The organism is Acidihalobacter prosperus, from assembly GCF_000754095.2.
Lineage (GTDB): Bacteria > Pseudomonadota > Gammaproteobacteria > DSM-5130 > Acidihalobacteraceae > Acidihalobacter > Acidihalobacter prosperus.
In genome coordinates this window covers 52,568-75,535 of the sequence record NZ_JQSG02000003.1, presented here as the reverse complement: position 1 = coordinate 75,535, position 22,968 = coordinate 52,568, and the positions used below count along the sequence as shown (strand labels likewise).

The 22,968-nt window shown below is 64.6% G+C and carries 18 protein-coding genes; 15 read left to right on the top strand and 3 right to left on the bottom strand.

Annotated features, from left to right (window positions below; genetic code table 11):
- Positions 1-5 precede the first annotated feature (5 nt).
- The 9 genes from ftsW (at position 6) to lpxC (ending at position 9,912) form a co-directional block, all read left to right on the top strand.
- Positions 6-1,157 (top strand): putative lipid II flippase FtsW, encoded by a 1,152-nt coding sequence (gene ftsW, locus THPRO_RS07065; protein WP_145930799.1) that lies wholly within the window; start codon positions 6-8, stop codon positions 1,155-1,157.
- Complete coding sequence (murG, locus tag THPRO_RS07060) at positions 1,154-2,257, top strand: undecaprenyldiphospho-muramoylpentapeptide beta-N-acetylglucosaminyltransferase (protein ID WP_065089426.1); 1,104 nt, start codon at positions 1,154-1,156, stop codon at positions 2,255-2,257. Before ftsW ends, murG begins: the two co-directional genes overlap by 4 nt.
- Complete coding sequence (gene murC / locus THPRO_RS07055; protein ID WP_038088945.1) at positions 2,254-3,699, top strand: UDP-N-acetylmuramate--L-alanine ligase; 1,446 nt, start codon at positions 2,254-2,256, stop codon at positions 3,697-3,699. Before murG ends, murC begins: the two co-directional genes overlap by 4 nt.
- Positions 3,696-4,613, top strand: a complete 918-nt coding sequence (murB, locus tag THPRO_RS07050) for a UDP-N-acetylmuramate dehydrogenase (RefSeq protein WP_038088942.1) — start codon at positions 3,696-3,698, stop codon at positions 4,611-4,613. Before murC ends, murB begins: the two co-directional genes overlap by 4 nt.
- Positions 4,610-5,554: a D-alanine--D-alanine ligase gene (locus THPRO_RS07045; protein ID WP_038088939.1), complete on the top strand. Its 945-nt coding sequence runs from the start codon at positions 4,610-4,612 to the stop codon at positions 5,552-5,554. The genes murB and THPRO_RS07045 overlap by 4 nt, the downstream gene beginning before the upstream one ends.
- 17 nt (positions 5,555-5,571) lie before the next feature.
- Complete coding sequence (locus THPRO_RS07040) at positions 5,572-6,375, top strand: cell division protein FtsQ/DivIB (RefSeq protein WP_161489948.1); 804 nt, start codon at positions 5,572-5,574, stop codon at positions 6,373-6,375.
- 5 nt (positions 6,376-6,380) lie between these two features.
- Entirely contained in the window at positions 6,381-7,619 is a 1,239-nt protein-coding gene (gene ftsA / locus THPRO_RS07035; protein WP_038088936.1) for a cell division protein FtsA, read from the top strand.
- A 34-nt stretch (positions 7,620-7,653) separates the two neighbouring features.
- Positions 7,654-8,805: a cell division protein FtsZ gene (gene ftsZ / locus THPRO_RS07030; protein ID WP_065089424.1), complete on the top strand. Its 1,152-nt coding sequence runs from the start codon at positions 7,654-7,656 to the stop codon at positions 8,803-8,805.
- A gap of 192 nt (positions 8,806-8,997) precedes the next feature.
- The gene (gene lpxC / locus THPRO_RS07025; protein ID WP_038088934.1) at positions 8,998-9,912 is read left to right on the top strand and encodes a UDP-3-O-acyl-N-acetylglucosamine deacetylase; all 915 of its coding nucleotides are present in this window, start codon (positions 8,998-9,000) and stop codon (positions 9,910-9,912) included.
- Between the two features lie 17 nt (positions 9,913-9,929).
- Here the strand turns inward: lpxC and THPRO_RS07020 are convergent, their stop codons facing one another.
- A complete protein-coding gene (locus THPRO_RS07020) occupies positions 9,930-10,223 on the bottom strand; it encodes a DciA family protein (protein ID WP_038088931.1) in 294 nt (97 codons plus the stop codon).
- Between the two features lie 182 nt (positions 10,224-10,405).
- Between THPRO_RS07020 and THPRO_RS07015 the strand changes: the two genes are divergently transcribed.
- The 5 genes from THPRO_RS07015 to THPRO_RS06995 all read left to right on the top strand — a co-directional run bounded on the left by THPRO_RS07015 (position 10,406) and on the right by THPRO_RS06995 (position 16,798).
- Positions 10,406-11,326, top strand: a complete 921-nt coding sequence (locus THPRO_RS07015; protein ID WP_038088927.1) for a M23 family metallopeptidase — start codon at positions 10,406-10,408, stop codon at positions 11,324-11,326.
- A gap of 88 nt (positions 11,327-11,414) precedes the next feature.
- The gene (gene secA, locus THPRO_RS07010; protein WP_065089423.1) at positions 11,415-14,141 is read left to right on the top strand and encodes a preprotein translocase subunit SecA; all 2,727 of its coding nucleotides are present in this window, start codon (positions 11,415-11,417) and stop codon (positions 14,139-14,141) included.
- Between the two features lie 12 nt (positions 14,142-14,153).
- Positions 14,154-15,371 carry a bifunctional glutamate N-acetyltransferase/amino-acid acetyltransferase ArgJ gene (gene argJ, locus THPRO_RS07005; protein WP_038088924.1) on the top strand — a complete coding sequence of 406 codons (1,218 nt, stop codon included), beginning with the start codon at positions 14,154-14,156 and terminating at the stop codon, positions 15,369-15,371.
- A complete protein-coding gene (locus THPRO_RS07000; RefSeq protein WP_052064234.1) occupies positions 15,340-16,356 on the top strand; it encodes a Nudix family hydrolase in 1,017 nt (338 codons plus the stop codon). Before argJ ends, THPRO_RS07000 begins: the two co-directional genes overlap by 32 nt.
- Positions 16,340-16,798 carry a hypothetical protein gene (locus THPRO_RS06995; RefSeq protein ID WP_065089422.1) on the top strand — a complete coding sequence of 153 codons (459 nt, stop codon included), beginning with the start codon at positions 16,340-16,342 and terminating at the stop codon, positions 16,796-16,798. The genes THPRO_RS07000 and THPRO_RS06995 overlap by 17 nt, the downstream gene beginning before the upstream one ends.
- 8 nt (positions 16,799-16,806) lie before the next feature.
- Here THPRO_RS06995 and zapD read toward each other — a convergent pair whose 3' ends face one another.
- Positions 16,807-17,577 (bottom strand): cell division protein ZapD, encoded by a 771-nt coding sequence (gene zapD / locus THPRO_RS06990; RefSeq protein WP_038088915.1) that lies wholly within the window; start codon positions 17,575-17,577, stop codon positions 16,807-16,809.
- Positions 17,578-17,661: 84 nt separating this feature from the next.
- The gene (locus tag THPRO_RS06985; RefSeq protein WP_065089421.1) at positions 17,662-21,471 is read right to left on the bottom strand and encodes an AAA family ATPase; all 3,810 of its coding nucleotides are present in this window, start codon (positions 21,469-21,471) and stop codon (positions 17,662-17,664) included.
- A 312-nt stretch (positions 21,472-21,783) separates the two neighbouring features.
- Here THPRO_RS06985 and THPRO_RS06980 point away from each other — a divergent pair, with 312 nt between their 5' ends.
- Positions 21,784-22,968 carry a nucleotide-binding protein gene (locus THPRO_RS06980; protein ID WP_082954502.1) on the top strand — a complete coding sequence of 395 codons (1,185 nt, stop codon included), beginning with the start codon at positions 21,784-21,786 and terminating at the stop codon, positions 22,966-22,968.

Genomic DNA, 22,968 nt, shown 5'->3' with positions numbered 1-22,968 from the left:
GCGCCATGTTCGTTGGCGCGGTCGATCTGCCGATGCTGATCGTGTCGCTCGCCATCCTCGGGCTGGGTCTGGTCATGGTTGCGTCGTCTTCGGTCAGCGTCGCGGCCAGGGAGACCGGCAACGCCTTCTATTTCTTCGATCGCCAGGCAGTTTACGCGCTGCTCGGTATCGGCGCCGCGGTGTTCGCCTTCAATACGCGGTTGGCCATGTGGGAGCGCTCGGGCATGGCGCTGCTGCTGTTCACCTATTTCCTGCTGCTGATGGTGCTGATTCCCGGTATTGGCCATCAGGTCAACGGCAGTATCCGCTGGATCGGGTTCGGTGCCTTCAATGTGCAGGTATCGGAGCCGACCAAGCTGTTCATGGCGATCTACCTTGCCGGTTATCTCGTGCGCCGGCAGGGCGAGGTCTGCAATACCCTGCGCGGTTTCGCCAAGCCGATGCTGGTGATGGTCATCGCGGCCGCGCTGCTGCTGGTCGAACCGGACTACGGCAGCGCCGTGACCCTGCTGGCGATGGGGCTGGGCATGCTGTTTCTGGGTGGTGCGCGGTTGAGCCAGTTCGCGCTTTTCCTGTTGCTGACGCTGATCGCGGTGGCCGTGCTGGCGGTCAGCTCGCCGTATCGTGTCGAGCGTCTGACCGGTTTCCTCAATCCCTGGGCGCATCCTTACAGTTCCGGCTACCAGTTGACGCAATCCCTGATCGCCATTGGCGGTGGTTCGTGGTGGGGCGTGGGGCTGGGCGAAAGCGTACAGAAGCTTTTCTACCTGCCGGAGGCGCATAACGATTTTCTGTTCGCCGTGCTGGCCGAGGAGCTCGGGCTGGTTGGCATCGTCCTGGTGGTGGTGCTGTTCTCGTTCCTGGTATTCAGGGGGTTCCGCATCGGCGCGCGCGCGGCCGAGGCGGGCAACCCTTTTGCCGCGAATCTGGCCTATGGCCTCACCATCTGGATCGGCATGCAGGCCTTCATCAACATGGCCGTGAACATGGGCATCCTGCCGACGAAGGGCCTGACCCTGCCGCTGATGAGTTACGGCGGCAGCAGCATGGTGATCAACTGCATGGCACTGGGTTTTCTGCAGCGTATACACCGCGAAACCGTCGAGGGCGATGCGACCCCGGCACGCGGGCGGCGACGCAGGAGGCGCGCGACATGAATACGCCGCGTCCCATTCTGATCATGGCTGGGGGTACCGGTGGTCACGTGTTCCCCGGTCTGGCGGTGGCGCAGGCACTGCGCGCGCAAGGGCAGCCGGTAATGTGGCTGGGCACCCGGCGCGGACTGGAAGCACGCCTGGTGCCCGAGGCCGGCATCGAGATGGCCTGGATCGGCGTTGCCGGCCTGCGCGGGAAGGGCTGGCGCACCTGGCCGCTGGCGCCGCTGCGTCTGGCGCGCGCACTGTGGCAGGCTGGCGGCGTGCTGCGACGCTTGCGCCCGCGTGCGGTGATCGGCTTCGGCGGTTTCGTGTCGGGACCCGGCGGGGTGATGGCGGTGCTGATGCGCATCCCCCTGTTCGTGCACGAACAGAACGCAGTGGCCGGCATGACCAACCGCTGGCTGGCTCGCTTCAGTCGGCGCGCGTTCACCGGCTTCCCGGTCGCCCTGCCGGGCGCGGCCGGCAAGACCGCGCATGTCGGCAATCCGGTGCGCGCGGCAATCGCGTCGCTGCCGCCGCCGCAGGATCGCTACAGCAGCCGCAGCGGCTCGCTGCGGCTGCTGGTGCTCGGCGGCAGTCAGGGCGCGCGCGCGCTCAATCGCCGTGTGCCCGAGACCCTGGCGCGCCTCGACGCGGGGCAGCGGCCGCAGGTTCGCCATCAGGCGGGCGAGCGGCACCTGGAGGACGCGAAACAGGCGTACGCCCAGGCCGGCGTGACGGCCGAGGTGATGTCCTTCGTTGCCGACATGGCCGAAGCCTACGGCTGGGCCGATCTGGTGATCTGCCGTGCCGGCGCGCTGACCGTGGCCGAATTGGCCGCCGCGGGCGTGGCTTCCGTGCTGGTGCCTTTCCCCTATGCGGTGGACGATCATCAGCGTGTCAACGGCGCTCATCTGGCCGATGCCGGCGCCGCCATCATGATCGTGGAACAGGCGCTCGATGCCGAGCGCTTGCTGTCAGTGTTGCGCGAGCTCGGAGACCGCGCACGCCTGCGCGAGATGGCGATGGCTGCACGTCGCCTGGCAAAACCGCGGGCCGCCGAGGCGGTGGCCGCGGCCTGCCTTGCCGATTTGCGAGCCGACGCGGGAGGAAGCGCATGAGTCAGATCCGCGAACACATGGCCATGCGCCGTATCCGCCGCATCCATTTCGTGGGCGTGGGTGGGGCAGGCATGGGCGGCATCGCCGAGGTGCTGGCAAATCTCGGCTACCAGGTCAGTGGTTCCGATCAGGCCGACAATGCGATGACGCGCCATCTTGCCGCACTGGGCGTACGTGTCGACCGGGGCCACGACGCGGCACACGTGGCCGGTGTGGATGTCGTAGTGGTGTCGACTGCGATCCGTGCCGACAACGTCGAACTGGCGGCCGCGCGCGCAGCGCGCATTCCCGTCGTGCGGCGGGCCGAAATGCTCGCCGAACTGATGCGCTTCCGTTACGGCATCGCGGTAGCCGGCACGCACGGCAAGACCACCACGACCAGTCTGGTGGCCAGTCTGCTGGCCGAAGGCGGGCTCGATCCGACCTTCATCATTGGCGGCCGGCTCAACAGCACGGCAACGCATTCACGCCTGGGAGACAGCCATTATCTGGTGGCAGAGGCGGACGAAAGCGACGCTTCGTTCCTGCACTTGCAGCCGATGATTTCGGTGGTGACCAACATCGACGCCGATCATCTGGGTACCTACGGCGGGGATTACGGCGAACTCGAACGGGTGTTCGTGGAGTTCATCCACCATCTGCCGTTCTACGGGCTTGCGGTGGTCTGCGTGGACGACGACGGGCTGCAGGCGATCCTACCGAAACTGAGCCGCCCGCTGCGCACCTACGGTATCGACCGTGCTGCCGACGTGATGGCGCGTGACATTCGTTACGACGGTCCGAGCAGCCGTTTCGAGGTTAGTCTGCCGGGGCGCACGGCACCGCTGGCCGTGCGGCTCAATCTGCCGGGACGGCACAACGTGCTCAACGCGCTTGCGGCCATTGCCGTCGCGCACGACCTGGGTGTGAGCGACGAGTCGATCCAGCGCGCGCTGTCCGGATTCCAGGGTATTGGCCGGCGTTTCCAGCTGGCTGGCGAAGTGGATGCACGAGCGGGCAAGGTGTTGCTGGTGGACGATTACGGGCATCACCCGACCGAAATCGCGGCGACCGTCGACGCAGCCCGCAAGGCCTGGCCGGCGCGCCGGCTGGTGGTCGCGTTCCAGCCCCACCGCTACACCCGGACACGCGATCTTTTCGAGGATTTCGTGTCGGTGCTGTCGGAGGTCGATGCCTTGATCCTGACCGAGGTGTATGCCGCCGGCGAGGACCCGGTCGCCAACGCTGACGGTCGCAGCCTGGCACGGGCGATCCGGGCGCGCGGGCGCGTCGAGCCGGTGTTCATCGACGAGGTCGAGCGACTGCCTGAGACCCTCGCGGATCTGCTGCGTGCGGGCGACGTGCTGCTGACGCTGGGCGCGGGGTCGATCGGCGCTGTGGCGGCCAGACTGCCGGCCTGCCTGAGCGTGTCGGCGGCGGATGCCGGGGGGGACGGCCAATGATAGCGGCGGCAAGGCATCGCGAATTGCGCGGCGAACTGACGCACGACGCCCCGCTGGCCCCACTGACCAGCTGGCGCGCCGGTGGCCATGCCGATCGCTTGTATCGCCCGGCTGATCTGGAGGATTTGCGCGAATTTCTGCGCGGACTGTCCGACGACGAGCCCGTGCTGTGGCTGGGACTGGGTAGCAATCTGCTGGTGCGCGACGGTGGCGTGCGCGGCACGGTCATCGCGACGCATGCGCGACTGGACGGGCTCGAGTGTGTTGGCGAGGCGGGCGTGCGCGCGGGTGCCGGCGTACCCGGCGCGAAGCTGGCCCGCTTTGCCGCGCGCGCCGGCCTCGTCGGTGCCGAGTTTTTTGCCGGAATTCCCGGCACGGTGGGGGGGGCGCTGGCGATGAACGCCGGCGCATTCGGCGGAGAAACGTGGCGCGTGGTGCGCCGCGCGCAGACCATTGAGCGTTCCGGGAACGTCGAATGGTTCGATGTCGATGCCTTCGAGACCGGCTACCGCCACGTTGCGGCGCGCGATGCTGGAGAACGCTGGTTCGTCGCTGCCGAATTCGGTTTTGCGGCGGGTGGCGACCCGCAAGAACTGCACCGGCGCACACGTGACCTGCTCGCCAACCGCGCACATAGCCAGCCGACGGGCGTGGCCTCCTGCGGTTCGGTGTTCCGCAACCCGCCGGGCGACTATGCCGGCCGGCTGATCGAGGCGGCAGGACTCAAGGGGTTGCGTTGCGGCGGCGCGCAGGTTTCCGAGAAGCACGGCAATTTCATACTGAACACGGGTGCGGCGACCGCCGCTGACATCGAGACCCTGATGACCACGGTGCAGGAACGCGTGGCGCAGCAGACAGGTATCCGGTTGGTGCCAGAGGTGCGCATCGTGGGTAAAGCGGAGGTGCGGACATGAGCGTCGATCCACGTCGCTTCGGTAGGGTCGGCGTGCTGATGGGCGGCTGGTCGGCTGAGCGCGAAGTGTCGCTGATGAGCGGCGAGGCAGTGACGGCGGCGCTGCAGGCGGGAGGCGTGGATGCGGTGGCCGTGGACCTGCGGCGGGAAACGGCACTGGACCAGATCCGAGACGGTGGTTTCGATCGCTGTTTTCTGATCATTCACGGTACCGGCGGCGAGGACGGCACGCTGCAGGCGCTGCTCGATCTGCTTGGCATGCCCTACACAGGCAGCGGCGTGCTTGGTTCGGCGCTCGGTTTGGACAAGCTGCGCTGCAAGCAGATATGGAGTTCCCTGGGTTTGCCGGTGGTGCCGGGTGAGGTGCTGGATGCCGACAGCGATTTCGACGAGGTGGTGGCAAGGCTTGGTTTGCCGTTGTTCGTCAAGCCCTCGGAAGAGGGTTCCAGCGTCGGCGTGACCAAGGTCAAACGCGCGCAAGAGCTGCCCGCAGCCTATGCCATGGCGGCGGCGCACCACGGCAAGGTGATGGTCGAACCGGCGATGGCCGGTGGGGACTACACCGTCACCGTGTTGGGCGACGAGGCGCTGCCCGCGATTCGGATTCTCCCCGCCACGGAGTTCTATGACTACGCGGCCAAATACACGCGTGACGATACGCAATATCTCTGCCCCTGCGGGTTGCCGGACAAGACGGAGCAGGCGCTGCGCGCGATGGCCGTCGAAGCATTCGCCGCGGTTGCCGGAAAGGATTGGGGGCGCGTGGATTTCCTGCTCGATGCGCAAGGCAATCCCTACGTCGCCGAAGTGAACACGCTGCCCGGCATGACCAGCCACAGCCTGACCCCCATGGCCGCGCGAGCCGCAGGCATGGACATGACGCAGCTGGTGCTGCGCATCCTCGAGGATACGTTAGCGGCGGATGTGGCCGATGAGAAATGAGCAAAGGACGCAAGCCCATGCCAGCAATGACCAGTCGACGCCGACCGCCGTCCGGTGCCGTCGACCGATCCCACGACCTGCGGGCCGGGGCGCGACGCTGGGCGAGGCCGCTCGCGGTGCTGGTCCTGCTGGGCGCGGTGGGCTTCGGCGCCAATGCACTGCGCGATTGGCTGTTGTCGCCGTCCACGCTGCCGGTCCGTGTCGTGAGAGTCGAGGGCGCGGGGCACGATGTCTCCCCCGCGCAGGTCAGGCGTATCGTGGCACCGATGCTCGGCGGCGGCTTTTTCGGGGTCGATCTCAATGCCGTGGCCAAGGCGCTGACTGCGATCCCATGGGTCTATCGCGCCAATGTGCAGCGCCGCTGGCCGGATACCCTGCTGATCCGCCTGCAGCCTCAACAGCCGTTTGCCTATTGGGGCAAGGACGCCTTGCTGAATCGGCAGGGCGAGGTGTTCAAGCCGCCGTTGTCGACGTTTCCCAAGGGCCTGCCTTCGCTGGACGGCCCGCAAGGCAAGGAGTCTGAACTGATGCAGCACTACCGCGAGGCCAGCACGTTGTTTTCAGCCGACGGTCTGCAGGTGATCGCCCTGAGCGAGGACGCGCGCCGCGCCTATCGGCTGTGGTTTGCGAACGGCATCGAGCTGGTCATCGGGCGCGACTGGGATATGCGTCGCATGGCGCGCCTCGCCGCCGTGTATGCACGCGTGCTGGCGCCTAGGGCCAAGCGGATCGATCGTATCGACCTGCGTTATCCCAACGGCTTTGCCGTGGCCTGGAAACACCCAAAAACCGATGGGGCCACGGCCCCCGCCAAGGAGTAGTAAGGATGTCCAAGCGTGCGGACAGGGGCATGATCGTGGGGCTCGATATCGGCACCTCGAAGGTGGTCGCCATCGTCGGCGAAATCAACGCCGAGGGCGCGATCGACATCGTGGGCATCGGTTCGCATCCCTCGCGCGGTCTGAAGAAAGGCGTGGTGGTCAATATCGAATCCACCGTCCAGTCGATGCAAAGGGCGGTCGAGGAGGCCGAGCTGATGGCCGGCGTGCAGATCCATTCGGTGTATGCCGGGATCGCGGGCAGCCACATACGCAGCCTCAACTCGCACGGCATCGTCGCGATCAAGGACAAGGAGGTCACCCAGAACGATGTCGATCGCGTGATCGATGCCGCCAAGGCGGTGGCGATCCCGGCCGACCAGCAGGTGCTGCACATCCTGCCGCAGGAATTCATCATTGACGACCAGGAAGGCATCCATGAGCCGGTGGGCATGTCCGGCGTGCGCCTGGAGGCCAAGGTGCATCTGGTCACCGGCGCAGTGAGCGCGGCGCAGAACATCATCAAGTGTGTGCGCCGCTGTGGGCTCGAGGTCGAGGACATCATCCTCGAACAGCTCGCATCAAGCTATTCGGTGCTGACCGACGACGAAAAGGAGCTCGGCGTGTGTCTGGTCGATATTGGTGGTGGCACCACGGATCTCGCCGTGTTCACCGACGGCGCGATCCGGCATACGGCCGTGATCCCGATTGCCGGCGACCAGGTGACCAACGATATCGCCGTCGCGCTGCGCACGCCGACCCAGTACGCCGAGGAAATCAAGATCAAATACGCCTGTGCGCTGCGTCAGCTCGCCAATCCGGAAGAGACGATCGAGGTGCCGAGCGTCGGCGACCGGCCGCCGCGCCGTCTTTCGCGGCAGACGCTCGCGGAAGTGGTCGAGCCGCGTTACGAGGAGCTGCTCAGCCTGGTGCAGGCCGAGCTCAGGCGCAGCGGATACGAGGATCTGATCGCCGCGGGCATCGTGCTCACCGGCGGGTCATCGAAGATGGAGGGAGCCCTCGATCTTGCAGAAGAGGTATTTCACATGCCCGTACGGCTCGGCGTGCCGCAGCACGTCTACGGCCTCGCGGACGTGGTACGCAACCCGATTCACGCGACCGGGGTCGGCCTGGTGTTGTATGGCAGCCAGGGACGCGGTAGCGGACGTTTGGAGCGACATCGCGCGCCGACTTCAACGGAAGGCGTTTGGCATCGCATGAAAAGTTGGTTCCAGGGAAATTTCTGAATTGTTGAATCCGTGACGGATTTGGGAGGTTGTCATGTTTGAACTCGTAGATTCATTTGCACCGGATGCGGTCATCAAGGTCATCGGCGTCGGTGGCGGCGGCGGCAATGCCGTGCAGCATATGGTTAACGCCAGTATCGAGGGCGTGGATTTCATCTGCGCCAATACGGATGCCCAGGCGCTCAAAAACCATAGTGCGCAGACCGTGCTGCAGCTGGGCACCAACATCACCAAGGGGCTGGGCGCAGGCGCCAATCCGGAGCTTGGGCGACAGGCGGCCATGGAGGACCGCGACCGCATCCGCGAGGTCATCGAGGGTGCGGACATGCTGTTCATCACCGCAGGCATGGGTGGCGGCACGGGTACCGGTGCGGCGCCCGTCGTCGCGCAGATTGCCCGCGAAATGGGCATCCTCACCGTTGCAGTCATCACCAAACCCTTCCCCTTCGAGGGACGCAGGCGCATGAGTGCGGCCAAGGCCGGCATCGAGGAACTCGGCAAATACGTCGACTCACTGATTACCATCCCGAACGAAAAGCTGCTGTCGGTGCTCGGCAAGGGCGTAACCCTGCTCGATGCCTTCAAGGCGGCCAACAACGTGCTCTATGGTGCAGTCCAGGGGATCGCCGAGCTGATCACGCGGCCGGGACTGATCAACGTCGACTTTGCCGACGTGCGCACGGTAATGTCCGAAATGGGCATGGCAATGATGGGCACCGGTACCGGCAGCGGGGATGGCCGCGCGCGCACCGCAGCGCAGGCCGCGATTTCCAGCCCGCTGCTGGAAGATGTGAACATCGCCGGTGCCAAGGGCATTCTTGTCAACATCACCGCGGGCCTCGACTTTGCCATGGACGAGTTCGAGTCGGTGGGGTCGGAGATCGAGGCGCTGGCGCAGAATGATGCCACCGTCGTCATCGGCACCGTCATCGATCCGGACATGCAGGACGAGGTGCGCGTGACCCTGGTGGCGACCGGGCTCGGCAATCGGGCGACCGAGGCCGAGGTGCCGCCCTCTCCCTTCGTCAAGACCGAGGGCGAGCGTCAGGTGCGCGGTAATTACAAGGAATACGACCGTCCCACGGTGATCCGCAAGCCGCATCGACACGAAGAGCCTGCGGGACGTCAGATGACGGGAACGGATTACCTCGACATTCCCGCGTTTTTGCGCAAGCAGGCGGACTGATCCGGCTGCACGCGCAAAAATGGTGCGTGGTCGGGTAGTCTGCGCTAATATGGGTCGTTTATCGGGTAATCGGCCCGCCGAGCGTCTGCGTCATGCGCATGGCGCGGAAATTGCTCTAATTGATGGGTGCGGAACGTTTCGGGTGGGGCTTCCGTGTCGTCAAGGACGAATCATGCATAGGGGATACAGGCATTGATCAGGCAGCGCACGCTTAAGAACGCGATTCGCGCAACGGGGGTGGGGCTCCATACCGGCGAAAAGGTATTGCTCACGCTGCATCCGGCGCCCGTGGATGCGGGCGTGGTATTCCGGCGCGTCGACCTTGACCCCCCGGTCGCGATCAAGGCCACCCCACAGAACGTGGGCGATACCCGGCTGTCGACCACGCTGGTGCAGGCGGGCGTTTCGATTTCCACCGTCGAGCATCTGCTGTCCGCGGTAGCCGGACTCGGCATCGACAACCTGACCGTCGATGTCAGTGCGCCGGAGGTGCCGATCATGGACGGCAGCGCCGGTCCCTTCGTGTTTCTGATTCAGTCGGCCGGCATCGTGGAGCAGCATGCGCCCAAGCGCTATATCCGGATCAAGCGACGGGTTACTGTCGAGGATGGCGACAAGTGGGCGCGTTTCGAGCCGTTCGATGGCTTCAAGGTGGGCTTCGGCATCGACTTTGACCATCCGATGTTCAAGAACGGGGTCCAGTTCACCGAACTGGACTTCTCCAGCACGTCCTTCGTGAAGGAAGTCAGTCGTGCCAGAACCTTCGGCTTCATGCGTGACATCGAGACCCTCCGTGCACGCAATCTGGCGCTCGGCGGCAGCCTGGAGAACGCGGTCGTGCTCGACGATTATCGGGTACTCAATGAGGATGGGCTGCGTTACGAGGACGAGTTCGTCAAGCACAAGGTGCTGGATGCCATTGGCGACCTCTATCTGCTGGGTCACAGCCTGATCGGTGCGTTCACCGGCTACAAGTCCGGCCATGCCTTGAATAACCGGCTCCTGCGTACGTTGATCGAGCAGGAGGATGCTTGGGAAGAGGTCACCTTCGACGACGAACGCCTCGCGCCGATTTCCTATGCTCAGCCGGCGGTTTCGATGGCCTGATTCGCGCGATCGATGCTTCAGCCTTGCGGCGGCAGCCCCTCGGGGACGACCCGGATGCTGATGCGTGCGCATCTGCTCGGCCCCACGACTTCATTGAGTCGCTCCAGCAGCATCTGCTGTTGGAAGCGTAGCGGTGCGACCCAACTGCCGTTGTCGGTGAGCAGGTGGGCGGTGTCGTCTTCGATTCCGGCAAACCAGACATGCCCCGATAATTCGGGCGTCAGCGCGGACCTGATCATCGCGGAGATGCGGGACATCCGCTTGGCGCGTTCCATCAGGGTGGCGGGCAAAAACTGACTGGCATGTTGCATACTGGCGCGCGCGTCGGACTCGTCGGGATATAACGGCCGCTCGTCTGGAGTCGGTGTTGGTCGATCGGGGCAATTCGATACTGTAATCAATATACAGGGTGACCGGGTGGCGGGACTACTGGTAAACATCGCGGGCAGCGAGTCGATAACGATGGTGTGCGGGACTTAGAAGACTCATGGCCATGGATATCATTGTATTGGGTGGAAAGGGCGGCGGCAGCCGTCATCTGTCGGTCGGCCGCTGGCATCACTGGCTCGGTCTGGCAGGTGTGCTGGCAATCTTGGCCCTGGGCATGCTGTATGCCGGCTATTGGGTCGGCCAGAAATACGGTGTGCGCAACCTCGTGGAAAACTGGCAACAATCCATCGCACAGTCGCAGCGCGAAGTGAAGGTGACTCGGGAGACGGCCGATGCGCGGATTGACGCGCTCACGCGTCGCCTGGGGGCCTTGCAGGCCGATGTGATGCGCTTGGACGCGTTGGGCGGCAAGTTGGTCAAGATGGCCAACCTCGACCCCCGTGAGTTCGATTTCGGTCACCCGCCCGGCCAGGGTGGCCCAGAACCGAAACACGAGGACGGTCATTTCAGCGCACCCGACATCCAGCAGCAACTCGATGCGCTTTCACAGCAACTCAACGAGCGCCAGGCACAGCTTGAGGTGCTCGGCCAGGTCCTGACCCGACGTCATCTGCGTGCGGAAACCACGCCCAAGGGCTGGCCGATCGAAAAGGGCTGGATCTCGTCCTATTACGGCATGCGTACGGATCCGTTCACCGGTCGTCCAGAATTTCATCCCGGCATCGACTTCGCGGGACGTGAGGGCGAGGCGGTACATGCGGTGGCAGGCGGTATCGTGACCCATGCGGGTCCGGATGGCGGCTACGGGAACATGGTCGAGATCGCCAGCGGCGACGGCTATGCGACCATCTACGGACATAACGAGCGTGTCGACGTCAAGGTCGGCGAGGTGATCCGCCAGGGACAGGTCATCGCCCAACTGGGTTCCACAGGCCGCTCCACGGGGCCGCATGTTCATCTTGAGGTGCGCTATCAGGGGCATCCAATCAATCCGCTGCGCTTCATCCGCAAGCGCCGCAGCTGACTTCGGGCGCGCGACCTGGCGCGCCGGTTTCTGCTACCATTCCGCATTCATTGCCCCTCCCTAAAACGCATAAGGCGGATGGCTGCGCATGCTCGGCAAGGTCCTAACCAAGGTTTTCGGTAGTCGTAACGAACGTCAGGTCAAGCGCTATGGGCGTCTGGTCGCCCGGATCAACGAACTGGAATCCTCGCTGGAGGCGCTGGACGATGCCGCGCTTAAGGTAAAGACGGAGGAGTTCAAACAGCGCCTTGCCAAAGGCGAGGCGCTGGACGACCTGATGCCGGAGGCCTTCGCGACCGTGCGGGAAGCGAGCCGCCGGGTACTGGGCATGCGGCACTATGACGTCCAGATGATTGGCGGCATGGTACTGCACGAGGGCAAGATCGCCGAGATGAAGACCGGCGAGGGCAAGACGCTGGTCGCCACACTGCCTGTCTACCTCAACGCGCTGACCGGGCGCGGCGTGCACGTGATTACCGTGAACGACTATCTGGCGAGCCGCGATGCGGCCCAGATGGGGCGCCTGTACGGATTTCTCGGCCTGAGCACCGGCGTCATCGTGGGTGGGCTGGATTCCGAGCAGCGACGCGCGGCCTACGGGGCCGACATCACTTATGGCACGAATAACGAGTTCGGCTTCGACTACCTGCGCGACAACATGGCCTTCAGTGTCGAGGAGCGTGTGCAGCGTCCGCTCTACTATGCCGTGGTCGACGAGGTGGACTCGATCCTGATCGACGAGGCGCGTACGCCGTTGATCATCTCCGGGCCCACCAATGAAAATTCCGAGCTCTACCTCAAGATCAACGAGCTGATACCCAACCTCTCGCCTCAGGCGGACGAAGAGTCGGAAGGCGATTATCTGGTCGATGAAAAACTCAAGCAGGTGCTGTTGTCCGAGGAGGGGCACCAGCATGTCGAGGCGCTGCTTGACGAGGCAGGTCTGCTGGAGCCCGGCACCAGTCTGTACGATGTCGCCAACATCGGCCTGATGCACCACCTGAATGCGGCCTTGCGCGCGCATGCGCTCTACCAGCGCAATGTGGACTACATCGTCAAGGACGGCGAGATCATCATCGTCGACGAGTTCACGGGGCGCACCATGCCCGGACGGCGCTGGTCCGAGGGTTTGCACCAAGCCGTGGAGGCCAAGGAAGGCGTGCGCATCCAGAACGAGAATCAAACGCTCGCGTCGATCACCTTCCAGAACTATTTCCGGCTGTACGAGCGACTGTCTGGCATGACGGGCACGGCGGATACCGAGGCCTACGAATTCCAGCAGATCTACGGGCTGGAGGTGGTCGTCATCCCCACCAACCGCCCGCTGGCGCGCAAGGATTACCACGACCTGATCTACCTGACCGCGGAAGAGAAGTTCGAAGCCATCATCGAGGATATACGCGGGTGCGTCGAAGCGCAGCGTCCGGTGCTGGTCGGCACGGCCTCGATCGAGACCTCCGAATATCTTTCCGGCAAGCTCAAAAAGCTCGGCATTCGCCACGAGGTGCTCAATGCCAAGCAGCATCAGCGAGAGGCACAGATCGTGGCCGAAGCCGGCATGCCCGGTGCGGTCACCATCGCGACCAACATGGCGGGCCGCGGTACCGACATCGTTCTGGGCGGCAGCCTCGAGGCTGAGTACGCCAATCACGACGAGTTGGACGATGCCCGACGTGCCGAGCTACGCGAGGCCTGGCAGATCCGCCACGAGGCCGTAGTCAATGCCGGCGGCCTGCATATCATCGGTACGGAACGTCATGAGTCGCGCCGTATCGACAATCAGCTGCGTGGCCGCGCCGGGCGCCAAGGCGATCCGGGGTCCACGCGGTTTTACCTGTCGCTTGAAGACAATCTGATGCGTATCTTCGCTTCCGACCGCGTCAAGGGGCTGATGCAGCGCCTAGGCATGCAGCAGGGCGAGGCGATCGAGAACGCATGGGTGACACGGGCGATCGAAAATGCGCAGCGCAAGGTCGAGGGTCACAATTTCGACATCCGCAAAAACCTGCTCGAGTACGATGATGTCGCCAACGATCAGCGCAAGGTGATCTACGAGCAGCGCTGGGAATTACTGACGGCCGAGGACGTGCACGAGACCGTCGAATCCATCCGTGAAGACGTCCTCAGCGGGACCATCGACGAGCATATCCCGCCGGACAGCCTTGATGAACAATGGGATGTGGCGGGACTGACCGAAGCCCTCGCGCGCGACTTCGGTCTGAGCCTCCCGTTGCAGCAGTGGCTGGACGAAGACGACCACCTGGACGAGCAAGGGTTGCGTCGGCGCATAGGCAAGGCAGCCGACGAAGCCATGGCGGCAAAGGCCGCCGAATTCGGCGAGGAATTGCTGTTCCGGATCGAAAAGGACGTGATGCTCCAGGTGCTCGACAGCCAGTGGAAGGAGCATCTTGCGGCGATGGACTACCTGCGTCAGGGCATCGGTCTGCGCGGTTATGCGCAGAAGGATCCGAAGCAGGAGTACAAGCGCGAAGCCTTCACGATGTTCGAGTCCATGCTCGAAGCCATGAAGCACGAAGTCGTTTCGGTGCTCATGCGTATCCAGATGGTGTCGCCGGAAGAGCTCGATCGCGCAGAGGCCATGCAGCGTGCATCGTCGCAGATGCAGTTCTCACATCCCGAGGCGCAGAGCGCGTTCATGGGTGAGGACGAGGAAGGCGCGGCGGAAGGGTTGCGTGCGGATGCCGAGGGCGGCGCCGAACCCTACCGCCGGGATCACCCCAAGGTCGGCCGGAACGATCCCTGCTGGTGCGGTTCGGGCAAAAAATTCAAACACTGTCACGGTCGACTGAACTAAGAGGCGCTCGCTATGGCGGTCGGTTTGCAGTTGCCGGCACCCCTGCTGCCCATCGACGGGCTGCGACTGGGCGTCGCCGCGGCGGGTATCCGCTATCGTTCGCGCAACGATCTGCTGGTGATCGAGGCCGCCTCTGGCACCAGAGGCGCAGCGGTGTTTACGAAGAACGCGTTCTGCGCCGCGCCGGTTCAACTGGCGCGCCGGCATCTCGGCATCGCCGCGCCCCGGTTCCTGCTGGTGAACGCGGGCAACGCCAACGCAGGCACCGGCGCAGCCGGCCTCGCCGCCGCACAGGAAACTTGCCGTCTGCTTGCCGAACGGGGGGGCTGCGCCGTCGACGCCGTGTTGCCGTTTTCGACCGGCGTGATCGGCGAACCGTTGCCGGTCGATCGCTTTGCCGATGGCATCGAGTCGGCACTCGCGGATCTTCGAAAAGATGCATGGCTGGATGCCGCGCATACGATCATGACCACCGATACGCTGCCCAAAGGCGGGTCAAGGCAAATCGAGATCGACGGGCATACGGTGACGCTGACGGGAATCGCCAAGGGGGCGGGCATGATCCGCCCCGATATGGCCACTCTGCTGGTCTTCATCGGGACCGACGCGGGACTCCCCGAGGCGCTGCTCGGCAAAGTGCTGCATGCCGCCATGGCCGAGTCATTCAACAGCATCACCGTCGATGGCGATACCTCGACCAATGACGCCTGCACATTGCTGGCGACGGGCGCCTCGGGCATTGAAATTGTCGATGCGGATTCGCCAGGCTATGCCGCCTTTGCGGCTGCGCTTGCGGATCTTTGCCAGCAGCTGGCGCAGGCCGTAATCCGCGACGGCGAGGGGGCGACCAAATTCGTGACCGTCGATGTCGTCGGCGCGCGCAGCAAAGACGAGGCGCGCCAGGTCGGATTCACGGTGGCGCATTCGCCCCTGGTCAAAACCGCCTTGTTCGCCAGCGATCCCAACTGGGGAAGGATCCTGGCGGCGGTCGGGCGTTCGGGCATTCCGGACCTCGATGCTGCGCGGGTTGATCTCGATATCAATGGCGTTCGCATTGCGACTGCCGGTGGTCGCGACCCCGCCTACACGGAAGCACGGGGGCAAGCCGCTCTGGCCGAGTCGGACATCGTGATCCGCATCGATCTGTCGCGAGGCGACGCGTCGGCGCGGATCTGGACCAACGACCTGAGCCACGAGTATGTGCGCATCAACGCGGATTACCGCAGCTGACGCAGCCCGATCCGATGACGCGCCGCCGTTGCAGGTCGCCGTCGGCGCGATCGTTCGCGAGGACGGTCGCTATCTATTGTCGCGACGCCGTGCGGATGCGCATCAGGGGGGGCGCTGGGAATTCCCGGGCGGCAAGATCGAAGCTGGAGAGACGCCGGAAACCGCACTGGATCGCGAGTTGTATGAGGAACTCGGCATCCGTCCGTTGATCATTCGTCCGCTCATCTCCATCGCCCACCGCTATCCGGAGCGGCATGTGCGCCTGCACGTGTACCGCGTCGAATCCTTCTCCGGCACACCGGAGCCCAGGGAAGGGCAGGCATTCGACTGGTTCGACGAGACCGCACTGTGCGCGTTGAGCCTACCGGACGCCAACCGAGGCATCGTGGCCGCGCTTCGTCTACCAGACCGTTATTTGATCACGCCAGAGCCCGATGTCGACGAGGCACGGTTTTTCGCCGGGATCGAGGCGGCTTTACGCCGCGGCGTGCGCCTGGTTCAATTGCGGGCCAAGTCCGTGGACGAGCACCGGTTGCGGCTCCTCGCGTCGGGGGCCGTTGACGTTTGCCGGCGTCACGGCGCCCGACTGATGCTCAACGGACGACCCGAGCTGGCGCGGGTGGTGGGGGCGGATGGCGTACACTTGTCTGCGTCGCAGCTGCAGACCGTGCAAGGCCGGCTCGACTTGGAGAACCTGTACATAGCCGCATCCTGTCACAACGAGCGTGAGCTGGTCCTGGCAGGCCGATTGGGCGTGGATTTTGCCGTCTGCTCGCCGGTACGCCCAACCGCTAGCCATCCGGGTGCACCGGCGATCGGCTGGCTGGGATTCGAGGCGATGTGCGCGCAGGCACCGTTCCCGGTGTATGCCTTGGGTGGGCTCGACACGACTGACATCGAGGAGGCGCGCAGGCGAGGCGGTCAGGGAGTTGCCGCCATTCGAGGCTTATGGGAGGGAGGGCAAGCATATGCGCGACATGCGTAAATGGGTGCCGGCACTGACGGCGTGTCTGTTGCTGGGTGGCGCGCTGACGGTCGGGCGCGTCCAGGCGGCCGACCCCGTTGTCACACTGGCGGCGCCGCAAGGCTGCGCCGCGACCGCGGTGGCGGGGTGCACGGTAAGCGGTCAGGGCTACCGGGTGACACTGAAATTCGATTCGACGCCTGCCAGTCTCACACCGCTCGCGCTGACCTTGCGGGCCCGCCCGGACCCGGTCAGCGCCGATGTCCGTTTTGTGATGACGGGCATGAACATGGGCGATAACCGCTTCGCCTTCCGGCGGGTGGACGACAACGGTCGACCGGTCTGGCGCGCGCGCGCCATGATCCCGGCCTGCGCTTCGGGGCGGGTCGACTGGGTTGCGGTACTGCGTTTGGTATATCCGCAGCGCGTGGTGGAGATCAGGGTGCCTTTCGCCACACCCTGACGGGCATCTCAGAGTGCGCAGGTCGCCAGCTCGAAGCTGACGTCCTCATCGGTCTGGCTGGCGCGTTCCGCGATGTCGGGCTGGCGCAGAAAACGGATGCTGAAGCGGTGTTTGCCCGCGCTGATCTCGGGATAGACGGGCAGGCTGGCCTCGACCCGAACGCGCAGGATCTGAGTGGGCGTTTCGAGATTCAGTGTCTGCTGGAAAAACCCCTGGCTGGCGCGTTCGCTGGTCGGCACGGCGCTGTCGCGTACCAGGCCGAGCACGAGTTCGGTGGCCTCCATGACCTGATCGAAGGGTTTCACCCAGGCCTGAAGCGCGCTCTTGCGCGATGCCGGGTCGCGCGATAGCCAATAGTGGTAGGCGGGCAGGTCAAAGTCGCAGGTGCCGCCGGGAATGCTCATGCGCTGCTTGATGCTCGCCAGCAACTCGTTGCGCACCAGGTGCTGCGCCAATTGTCCTGACATCTCATGGAGTTTGCGGCTGAGGTGGCGCAGCCGCTCGACAATTTCATGCTGGCGGGCTTCGTCCACGCCGGCAACCGCGCTCAGGCGACCGATATTGGCGGCCTGGCGGTCGAGTTCGAGCATGAGGTCGTTTTTCACGTCAACCCGGTTCACGAGGCTGACGATTTCGAGCAGGGAGTTGAGGGCGCAATGCGCGCGCCAGGTTTCGTCGCCCTCCATGGCGGCGCGTAGGCGCTCCATGAGCACCTCGAGGCGCAGAAAGGTGCGCATGCGTTCGTTGAGGGGCTGTTCGTAGGTGACGAAGTCTTTCACGCGCGCTTCCGGTTGGGTGATGTCCGGCCTATTCTGCACATTTGCCGCAGTATTGCCATGGCCGGGGAGCGCTTCCGCCCCTGTTCAGGCAAAGCCGCGGAGCTGTTTTTCGATAAAGGCCAGTTCAGGGGCGAGTTCGATGCCGGAGCAGTGATCGAGCATGTCGATGAGACGCTCGTGAATGCCTTCCGGAAGCCGAATGTCGTGCGCGGCATAATGCCTGGCGAGCCGTCCCCAGGCGAGTATTTCGAGGCTGCGGGCCTGTTGCTGCTCGGCGATTTCGATGGCCTCACGCAGGCAATGTTCGTGGTTCTGCCCTTCCAGGGCAAGCAGCCTCGCCTCGGCGAGCTTGCAGCCCACATGGTAGGCGCGCGAGCCTGTCGCCTGCATCGACGTCCAGGCCTGCGAGAGTATGCGCCAGCCACGGGTCGTGTCGGCCGCGAACAGGCAGGCGTCGAGCAGTATGTACTGGAATCCCGTTGCGCCGCCCGGCCAGAGGGTCACCACGCGATGGAGGGTTTCCTCGGCTTCGTCGAGTCCGCCGGGCTCGCAGCGCCCGGCGTTGACCGTTCTCGCCCAGGCCTCGGCGAGAACGGCGACATCGTCCCATATGCGGAATCCGTGTTCCCGGCACAACGCACCGAGACGCTTGGCTGCCACGGCCACCTCGTCGGCCCTCTGGCACCAGATGCGGGTGCCGATATAGGTGGCGAGCGCGGCCATCAGGGTCGCGGGGTGGTGGCGCGTTTCGGCCATGTGTACCGCGCGCTGGGTCATGCGCAGGGAGCGGTCGATATGGCCCAGGAACCACAGGTTCCAGCCAAGATAGCCGGTGGCGGTGACATCGAACTGCTGGTCGTTGCGCAGGAACTGCTCCGTTTCCTGATCCTTGCGGTCCATCCTGGACAGCGTTTCCTCGAGGTGGTCCCGGGCGAGGGAAAAGTCGCCGAGCCATAGTGAGGCATTGCCGTAGAGGTAGTGTCCAAGTGCCGTGAAGGCATTGGCGTGTACCGATTCGGCCAGTTCGATCATGCGGCCTGCGATCAGGCGGCTTTCGCTGAAGGACTTGCGGCTGCTGGCACCGAACCAATAGCTGCGCAGCAGCGCCAGGCTTTGCCGGGGTTCGACGTCGTGGTCCTTGCTGATCTCCAGTGCGCGCCGGTAGAGACGTTCCGATTTGGCGCCGTAATACCCTTGGGTGATGGCAAGCGGATAGGCCAGATTGATCAGCAGATCGAGTTCGATGCTCCACAACCGGGCCCTTTCAGGGCTGTGTTCCAGCAACTGCAGCCCGCGTTCGAAATGACTGGTGGCCTCGACGTAGGCTGCCATGCCGGCTGCGTCGCGGCCGCTTTTGAGCCACCAGCCGACCGCGTCTGCGTAACTGCCCGTTTCCGTCAGATGCCAGGCGATGGCGCCGGCATCGGGATCGTTTTCCGATTGCAGCAGCGCGGCGTATTGCTGATGCAGTGCCCGCCGTTGGCTGCGCGTGGCCGATTGATAGGTCGTCTGGTGAACCAGGGCATGGGTGAAGTGGTAATGTTCGTTATCGTCCGCGGGCTGGTCGATGAGATGGCGTTGCGTCAGGCGATCGAGTCCCGCAGAGACCGTTTCTTCCGGCAACTGGAGCAGACCGGCAAGATGGGCGGTACTGAATTCGCGGCCGATGATGGCTGCCGCACGCAGCAGCGGCTTATCTGCGCCGGCCTGCTCGATACGGGTACTGATCAGTTCCTGAAGCTTGCCAGGCAGCGCGTCGTCCAGGGCATCGTCGTGGAGCATGTGGGTCAGTTCCACGATGAACAAGGGGTTGCCTTCCGATTGTTTGGCGATCACCAGGGCGAAGTCTCCGCTGGTCTTGTCGGGCGGGGCGATACGCTGGGTGAGGTGGAGCGAGGACTTCAGGTCGAGTGGCCGGAGCTGCAGGATCCGGGCCCTGTCAATGAGGTTGGCGGGAAGGCAGGCGGTACTGCGCATGGTCAGACAGATGTGAACGCGTGCCCGGGCGAGCCGCGTGGCCAGATAGCCCAGCAGCGCCAGCGTGGAAGGGTCTGCCCAATGGAGATCCTCGATCACGAGCAGCAAGGGCGTCGCTTCCGCGCTCGTTTCCAGCAGGGCGGCGACGGCCTCGGCCAGCTGATGGCGCTCGCCGTCGCCGCTGTGGGCATTCGTGTCCTGCTCCTGGGGACTCGATGGGCGCGCGAGCAGCCATTGCAATGGCTTGATGATGGCTTCGCCCTGGTTCGGGAACCCGGCATAGTGCTCGCTTAGCGCCCGGGTCACGAGCGTGTCGGGGCAATGCCGCGGCAGATCGAGATGGCGCCGGAAGAAGTGCATGATCGGGTGGTAGGGGGTCTGCTGCATCAGGGGATCGCAATAGGTCTCCCGCAGCAGGGGGCGGTCGGCCTTTTCGTGCAGGGCCTGCAACAGCCGGGTCTTGCCCAGGCCGGCATCGCCGACGAGTACGGTGATCGTGCATCGTCCGCTCTGGGCCTGTTCCCAGTCGTCGAGCAGGCATTCGAGTTCGGCATCGCGGCCGATCAGCGGCGGTTTCTGCGCACGGCCGTCCATCAGTGCGCCCTGGCTGCCCCGATGGACGCGCCAGACGGACAGGGGACGTTTTTGTTCCGCCATACTCAGCGGCGGCAGGGCCGTGAGTTCGAAATGATCGCGTATGCAGCGTCGCGTGGCTTCGCTGATCGCGATGATGCCTGGACGCGCGGACACCTGCAGACGCACCGCGATATCGGTGGTCATGCCGATGGTATCGGGGCGCGAGGTTTCGCCGGTCAGGATGATGGGGCCGGTGTGGATGCCGGTGGCGAGCTTGCGTCCGATCGGATCGGACACCTGATTGACGACACCGATGGCGGCGCGTACGGCATGCGTGGCGGCGCGCTCGTCCGCGGTTGGCCAGCCGAAATACGCCAGGATGCCGGTGCTGCGCGCCGCGGCGATCCAGCCGTTGTGCTCCTCGATGATGCGTACGGCCAGGGCGATCGGTTCGGCAACCTCCTCTGCAAATGCTTCGGGATCCTCGATGTCCTGGTAGGCGAATCCGCACCGCAGGACCGTGATCTGCCGGTACTCGTGCGCGAGCCCGGCATGGTGTTCCCCGTGCCATGCGGGATTGCGCGTCCGGGTGTCGGTTTGCGGGGTTGCGGTCTGTTCGATGCGCTCGAGCAGCCTGCGGCTTTCGGGCGAGGGGGCGATGCCCAACTCGCGATCGAGTGATTCGGCCATGGCGCGGTAGTGGGCAATGGCGGCGCCGCGCTGGCCGTTATCGGCGAGCAGGCGAATCAGGCGGCGGTGCCCGTCTTCGTCCCAAGGGGCGAGTTCGACATAGCGGCCGGCCCAGCGCAATGCAGCCATTGGGTCGTTCTGGGATTCGTAGCGCGTGCAGGCCGCTTCCAGCATGGTCAGCATCAGGCGATGCGTACGCGCGCGTCGCTCCTCCAGCCACAACCCGAAATCCTCTCCCGCCTCGTTGCGCAGATCTTCCATGAACATGCCGCGATAGAGACCGAGGCGGTACAGCAGCGATTCCATGTCGTCGTCGCGCGCATGGAGGAACTGATCGAGATCGAGGCGGTAGTCGCTATGTCGGTTGAACCAGACGCGGTGGCGGTCGGTTTCAAGGAAGTCGCCCGCGGCACCGTTGCCAAGCAGGCTGCGCAGCCGGAACAGCGTTTGGCGCAGGTTGTGGCGCCCGCGCTCCGCCGGCAGGTCAGGCCACAGCATTTCGGCCAGCGCTTCGCGGCTGTGCGGCCGGTCGCTTTCCGCGGCCAGATAGGACAGCAGCATGAAACCCTTGTCATGCGGCGCGCCCGAAAATTGCCGGTTCTGAAACTCGATTTCGATCGGGCCGAGCAGCGAGAGCCTGAGTGCCTGCATTGTGTCGCGGATCCTGATGAATCCGTCTCCCACATCAAGCCTGACGGACGTGTGACGGAACCCCTTTATGATTTTGACCGAGTCTAACAGGTTCCCCCTGCCCGGCGTATAGGCGAATCCGGACGCCGCCGCGTCGGTTGCGTGAGGGGCGGCGTTCAGGGCGTGCCCTGGCCGGCGATCCCGGTGACGGAGTGCCGGGTGGGGACGCAAAGGGGTGTGCCGGAGCCGCTGACGGTGGCGTGACGGTAGGGGGAATACCCTGCAAGTGTGGCAATGGAGCCTGTCTTGATGCGATCAGACGAGGGTTGAACGATGGCGAACGAACGGAAGGCATGGTGGCAATGGTGGCGGCGACCCCGCACGGCGACGGTGGGTGGGGTCGATCCATTGGCCGATGTACGCAATTTGTACCGCGATCTTGGTCTTGAGCCCTCGTCGTATCAGCGCTTCGACGAGCCGCCGCCGCCGCCGTCGGCGTGGGTCGACGAAAGCCGGTCGGAAGAATTCATCCCGCCTTCGAGGGCGCAAGGCACGACCGCAAGGCGGCACGTCGAAGCCGGGGGCGATGCGGTGATGACACTGGAACGCGCGGATCTGCCGCGCGCGGATATCCCGGCGCCATCGGAGCCGGTCGCCCGTTCGCGTGCCGCTGTGACCGGGCAACCGCTTGCGCCGTCTCAAGTGGTTAAAGCGCCCGAGCAGGCGACGTCGGCCTCGCGATTTTCCCTGCTGAACCGGCTTGAGTCCGGTGGCCGGCAGGATGAGCGGACGCTGGCGCCGGTCATCGGGCTGGTGTCCTACACCGGTGGCGTCGGCAAGAGCACGCTGGCCGCAGCGCTCGGTGCTGCCTTTGCTCGCCTGAATCGGCGCTGCGCCCTGGTCGGACAGACTCCGTACTCGCCATTGGCTTATTACTTCGGCGGGCCCGATATCGAAAGTGCGCGCAGTGGTGCGGCAATCGTGCATTACTCGCAGGCCATCGAGGGTGGCGGCAAACCGGTCGACTTGCTGATCGGCGACGCGCCGACCGCGGAACTGATCGAGAATGTCCGCCATCGTGCGTCGCAGGCATCGGTGGTGGTGATGGATATGGAGGCCTCGCCCCACGTGGCCGAGGATTTGCCTTTCTTCGACATGGCCATCGTCCCCGTGCGTCCGGACATCAACGCCCTGGTGATGATCGAACGCATCGAGCGGGCGCTTGACGAGGCTGTCCATCGTCCGCGTTACGGCACGTGGTATCTGCTCAATCAGTTCGACGCCGCGCGTGAGTTGCACGTCCAGGTTTCGGAGGCCTTGCGCAAGCGCCTGGGAAGCCGTCTGCTGACGCTTTCGTTGCCGCTGGACAATTCGGTGCAGGAGGCGCTGGCCAACGGTCAGCCGCCCCAGGTTTACCGTGCCTACACACCGTTCGCCCGCGCCATCGACGAATTTGAAGCCTGGCTCGAGGACATGATTCAGCCGGATTCGACCAGCACCCCGCCGGGAGGTGCGTGA

Bases quoted from the DNA above. Each gene is read 5' to 3' on its own strand.
- ftsW (WP_145930799.1), top strand. From the start codon at position 6: ATGTTCGTTGGCGCGGTCGATCTGCCGATGCTGATCGTGTCGCTCGCC.
- murG (WP_065089426.1), top strand. From the start codon at position 1,154: ATGAATACGCCGCGTCCCATTCTGATCATGGCTGGGGGTACCGGTGGT.
- murC (WP_038088945.1), top strand. From the start codon at position 2,254: ATGAGTCAGATCCGCGAACACATGGCCATGCGCCGTATCCGCCGCATC.
- murB (WP_038088942.1), top strand. From the start codon at position 3,696: ATGATAGCGGCGGCAAGGCATCGCGAATTGCGCGGCGAACTGACGCAC.
- THPRO_RS07045 (WP_038088939.1), top strand. From the start codon at position 4,610: ATGAGCGTCGATCCACGTCGCTTCGGTAGGGTCGGCGTGCTGATGGGC.
- THPRO_RS07040 (WP_161489948.1), top strand. From the start codon at position 5,572: ATGCCAGCAATGACCAGTCGACGCCGACCGCCGTCCGGTGCCGTCGAC.
- ftsA (WP_038088936.1), top strand. From the start codon at position 6,381: ATGTCCAAGCGTGCGGACAGGGGCATGATCGTGGGGCTCGATATCGGC.
- ftsZ (WP_065089424.1), top strand. From the start codon at position 7,654: ATGTTTGAACTCGTAGATTCATTTGCACCGGATGCGGTCATCAAGGTC.
- THPRO_RS07020 (WP_038088931.1), bottom strand. From the start codon at position 10,223: ATGCAACATGCCAGTCAGTTTTTGCCCGCCACCCTGATGGAACGCGCC.
- THPRO_RS07015 (WP_038088927.1), top strand. From the start codon at position 10,406: ATGGATATCATTGTATTGGGTGGAAAGGGCGGCGGCAGCCGTCATCTG.
- secA (WP_065089423.1), top strand. From the start codon at position 11,415: ATGCTCGGCAAGGTCCTAACCAAGGTTTTCGGTAGTCGTAACGAACGT.
- argJ (WP_038088924.1), top strand. From the start codon at position 14,154: ATGGCGGTCGGTTTGCAGTTGCCGGCACCCCTGCTGCCCATCGACGGG.
- THPRO_RS07000 (WP_052064234.1), top strand. From the start codon at position 15,340: ATGTGCGCATCAACGCGGATTACCGCAGCTGACGCAGCCCGATCCGAT.
- THPRO_RS06995 (WP_065089422.1), top strand. From the start codon at position 16,340: ATGCGCGACATGCGTAAATGGGTGCCGGCACTGACGGCGTGTCTGTTG.
- THPRO_RS06985 (WP_065089421.1), bottom strand. From the start codon at position 21,471: ATGCAGGCACTCAGGCTCTCGCTGCTCGGCCCGATCGAAATCGAGTTT.
- THPRO_RS06980 (WP_082954502.1), top strand. From the start codon at position 21,784: ATGGCGAACGAACGGAAGGCATGGTGGCAATGGTGGCGGCGACCCCGC.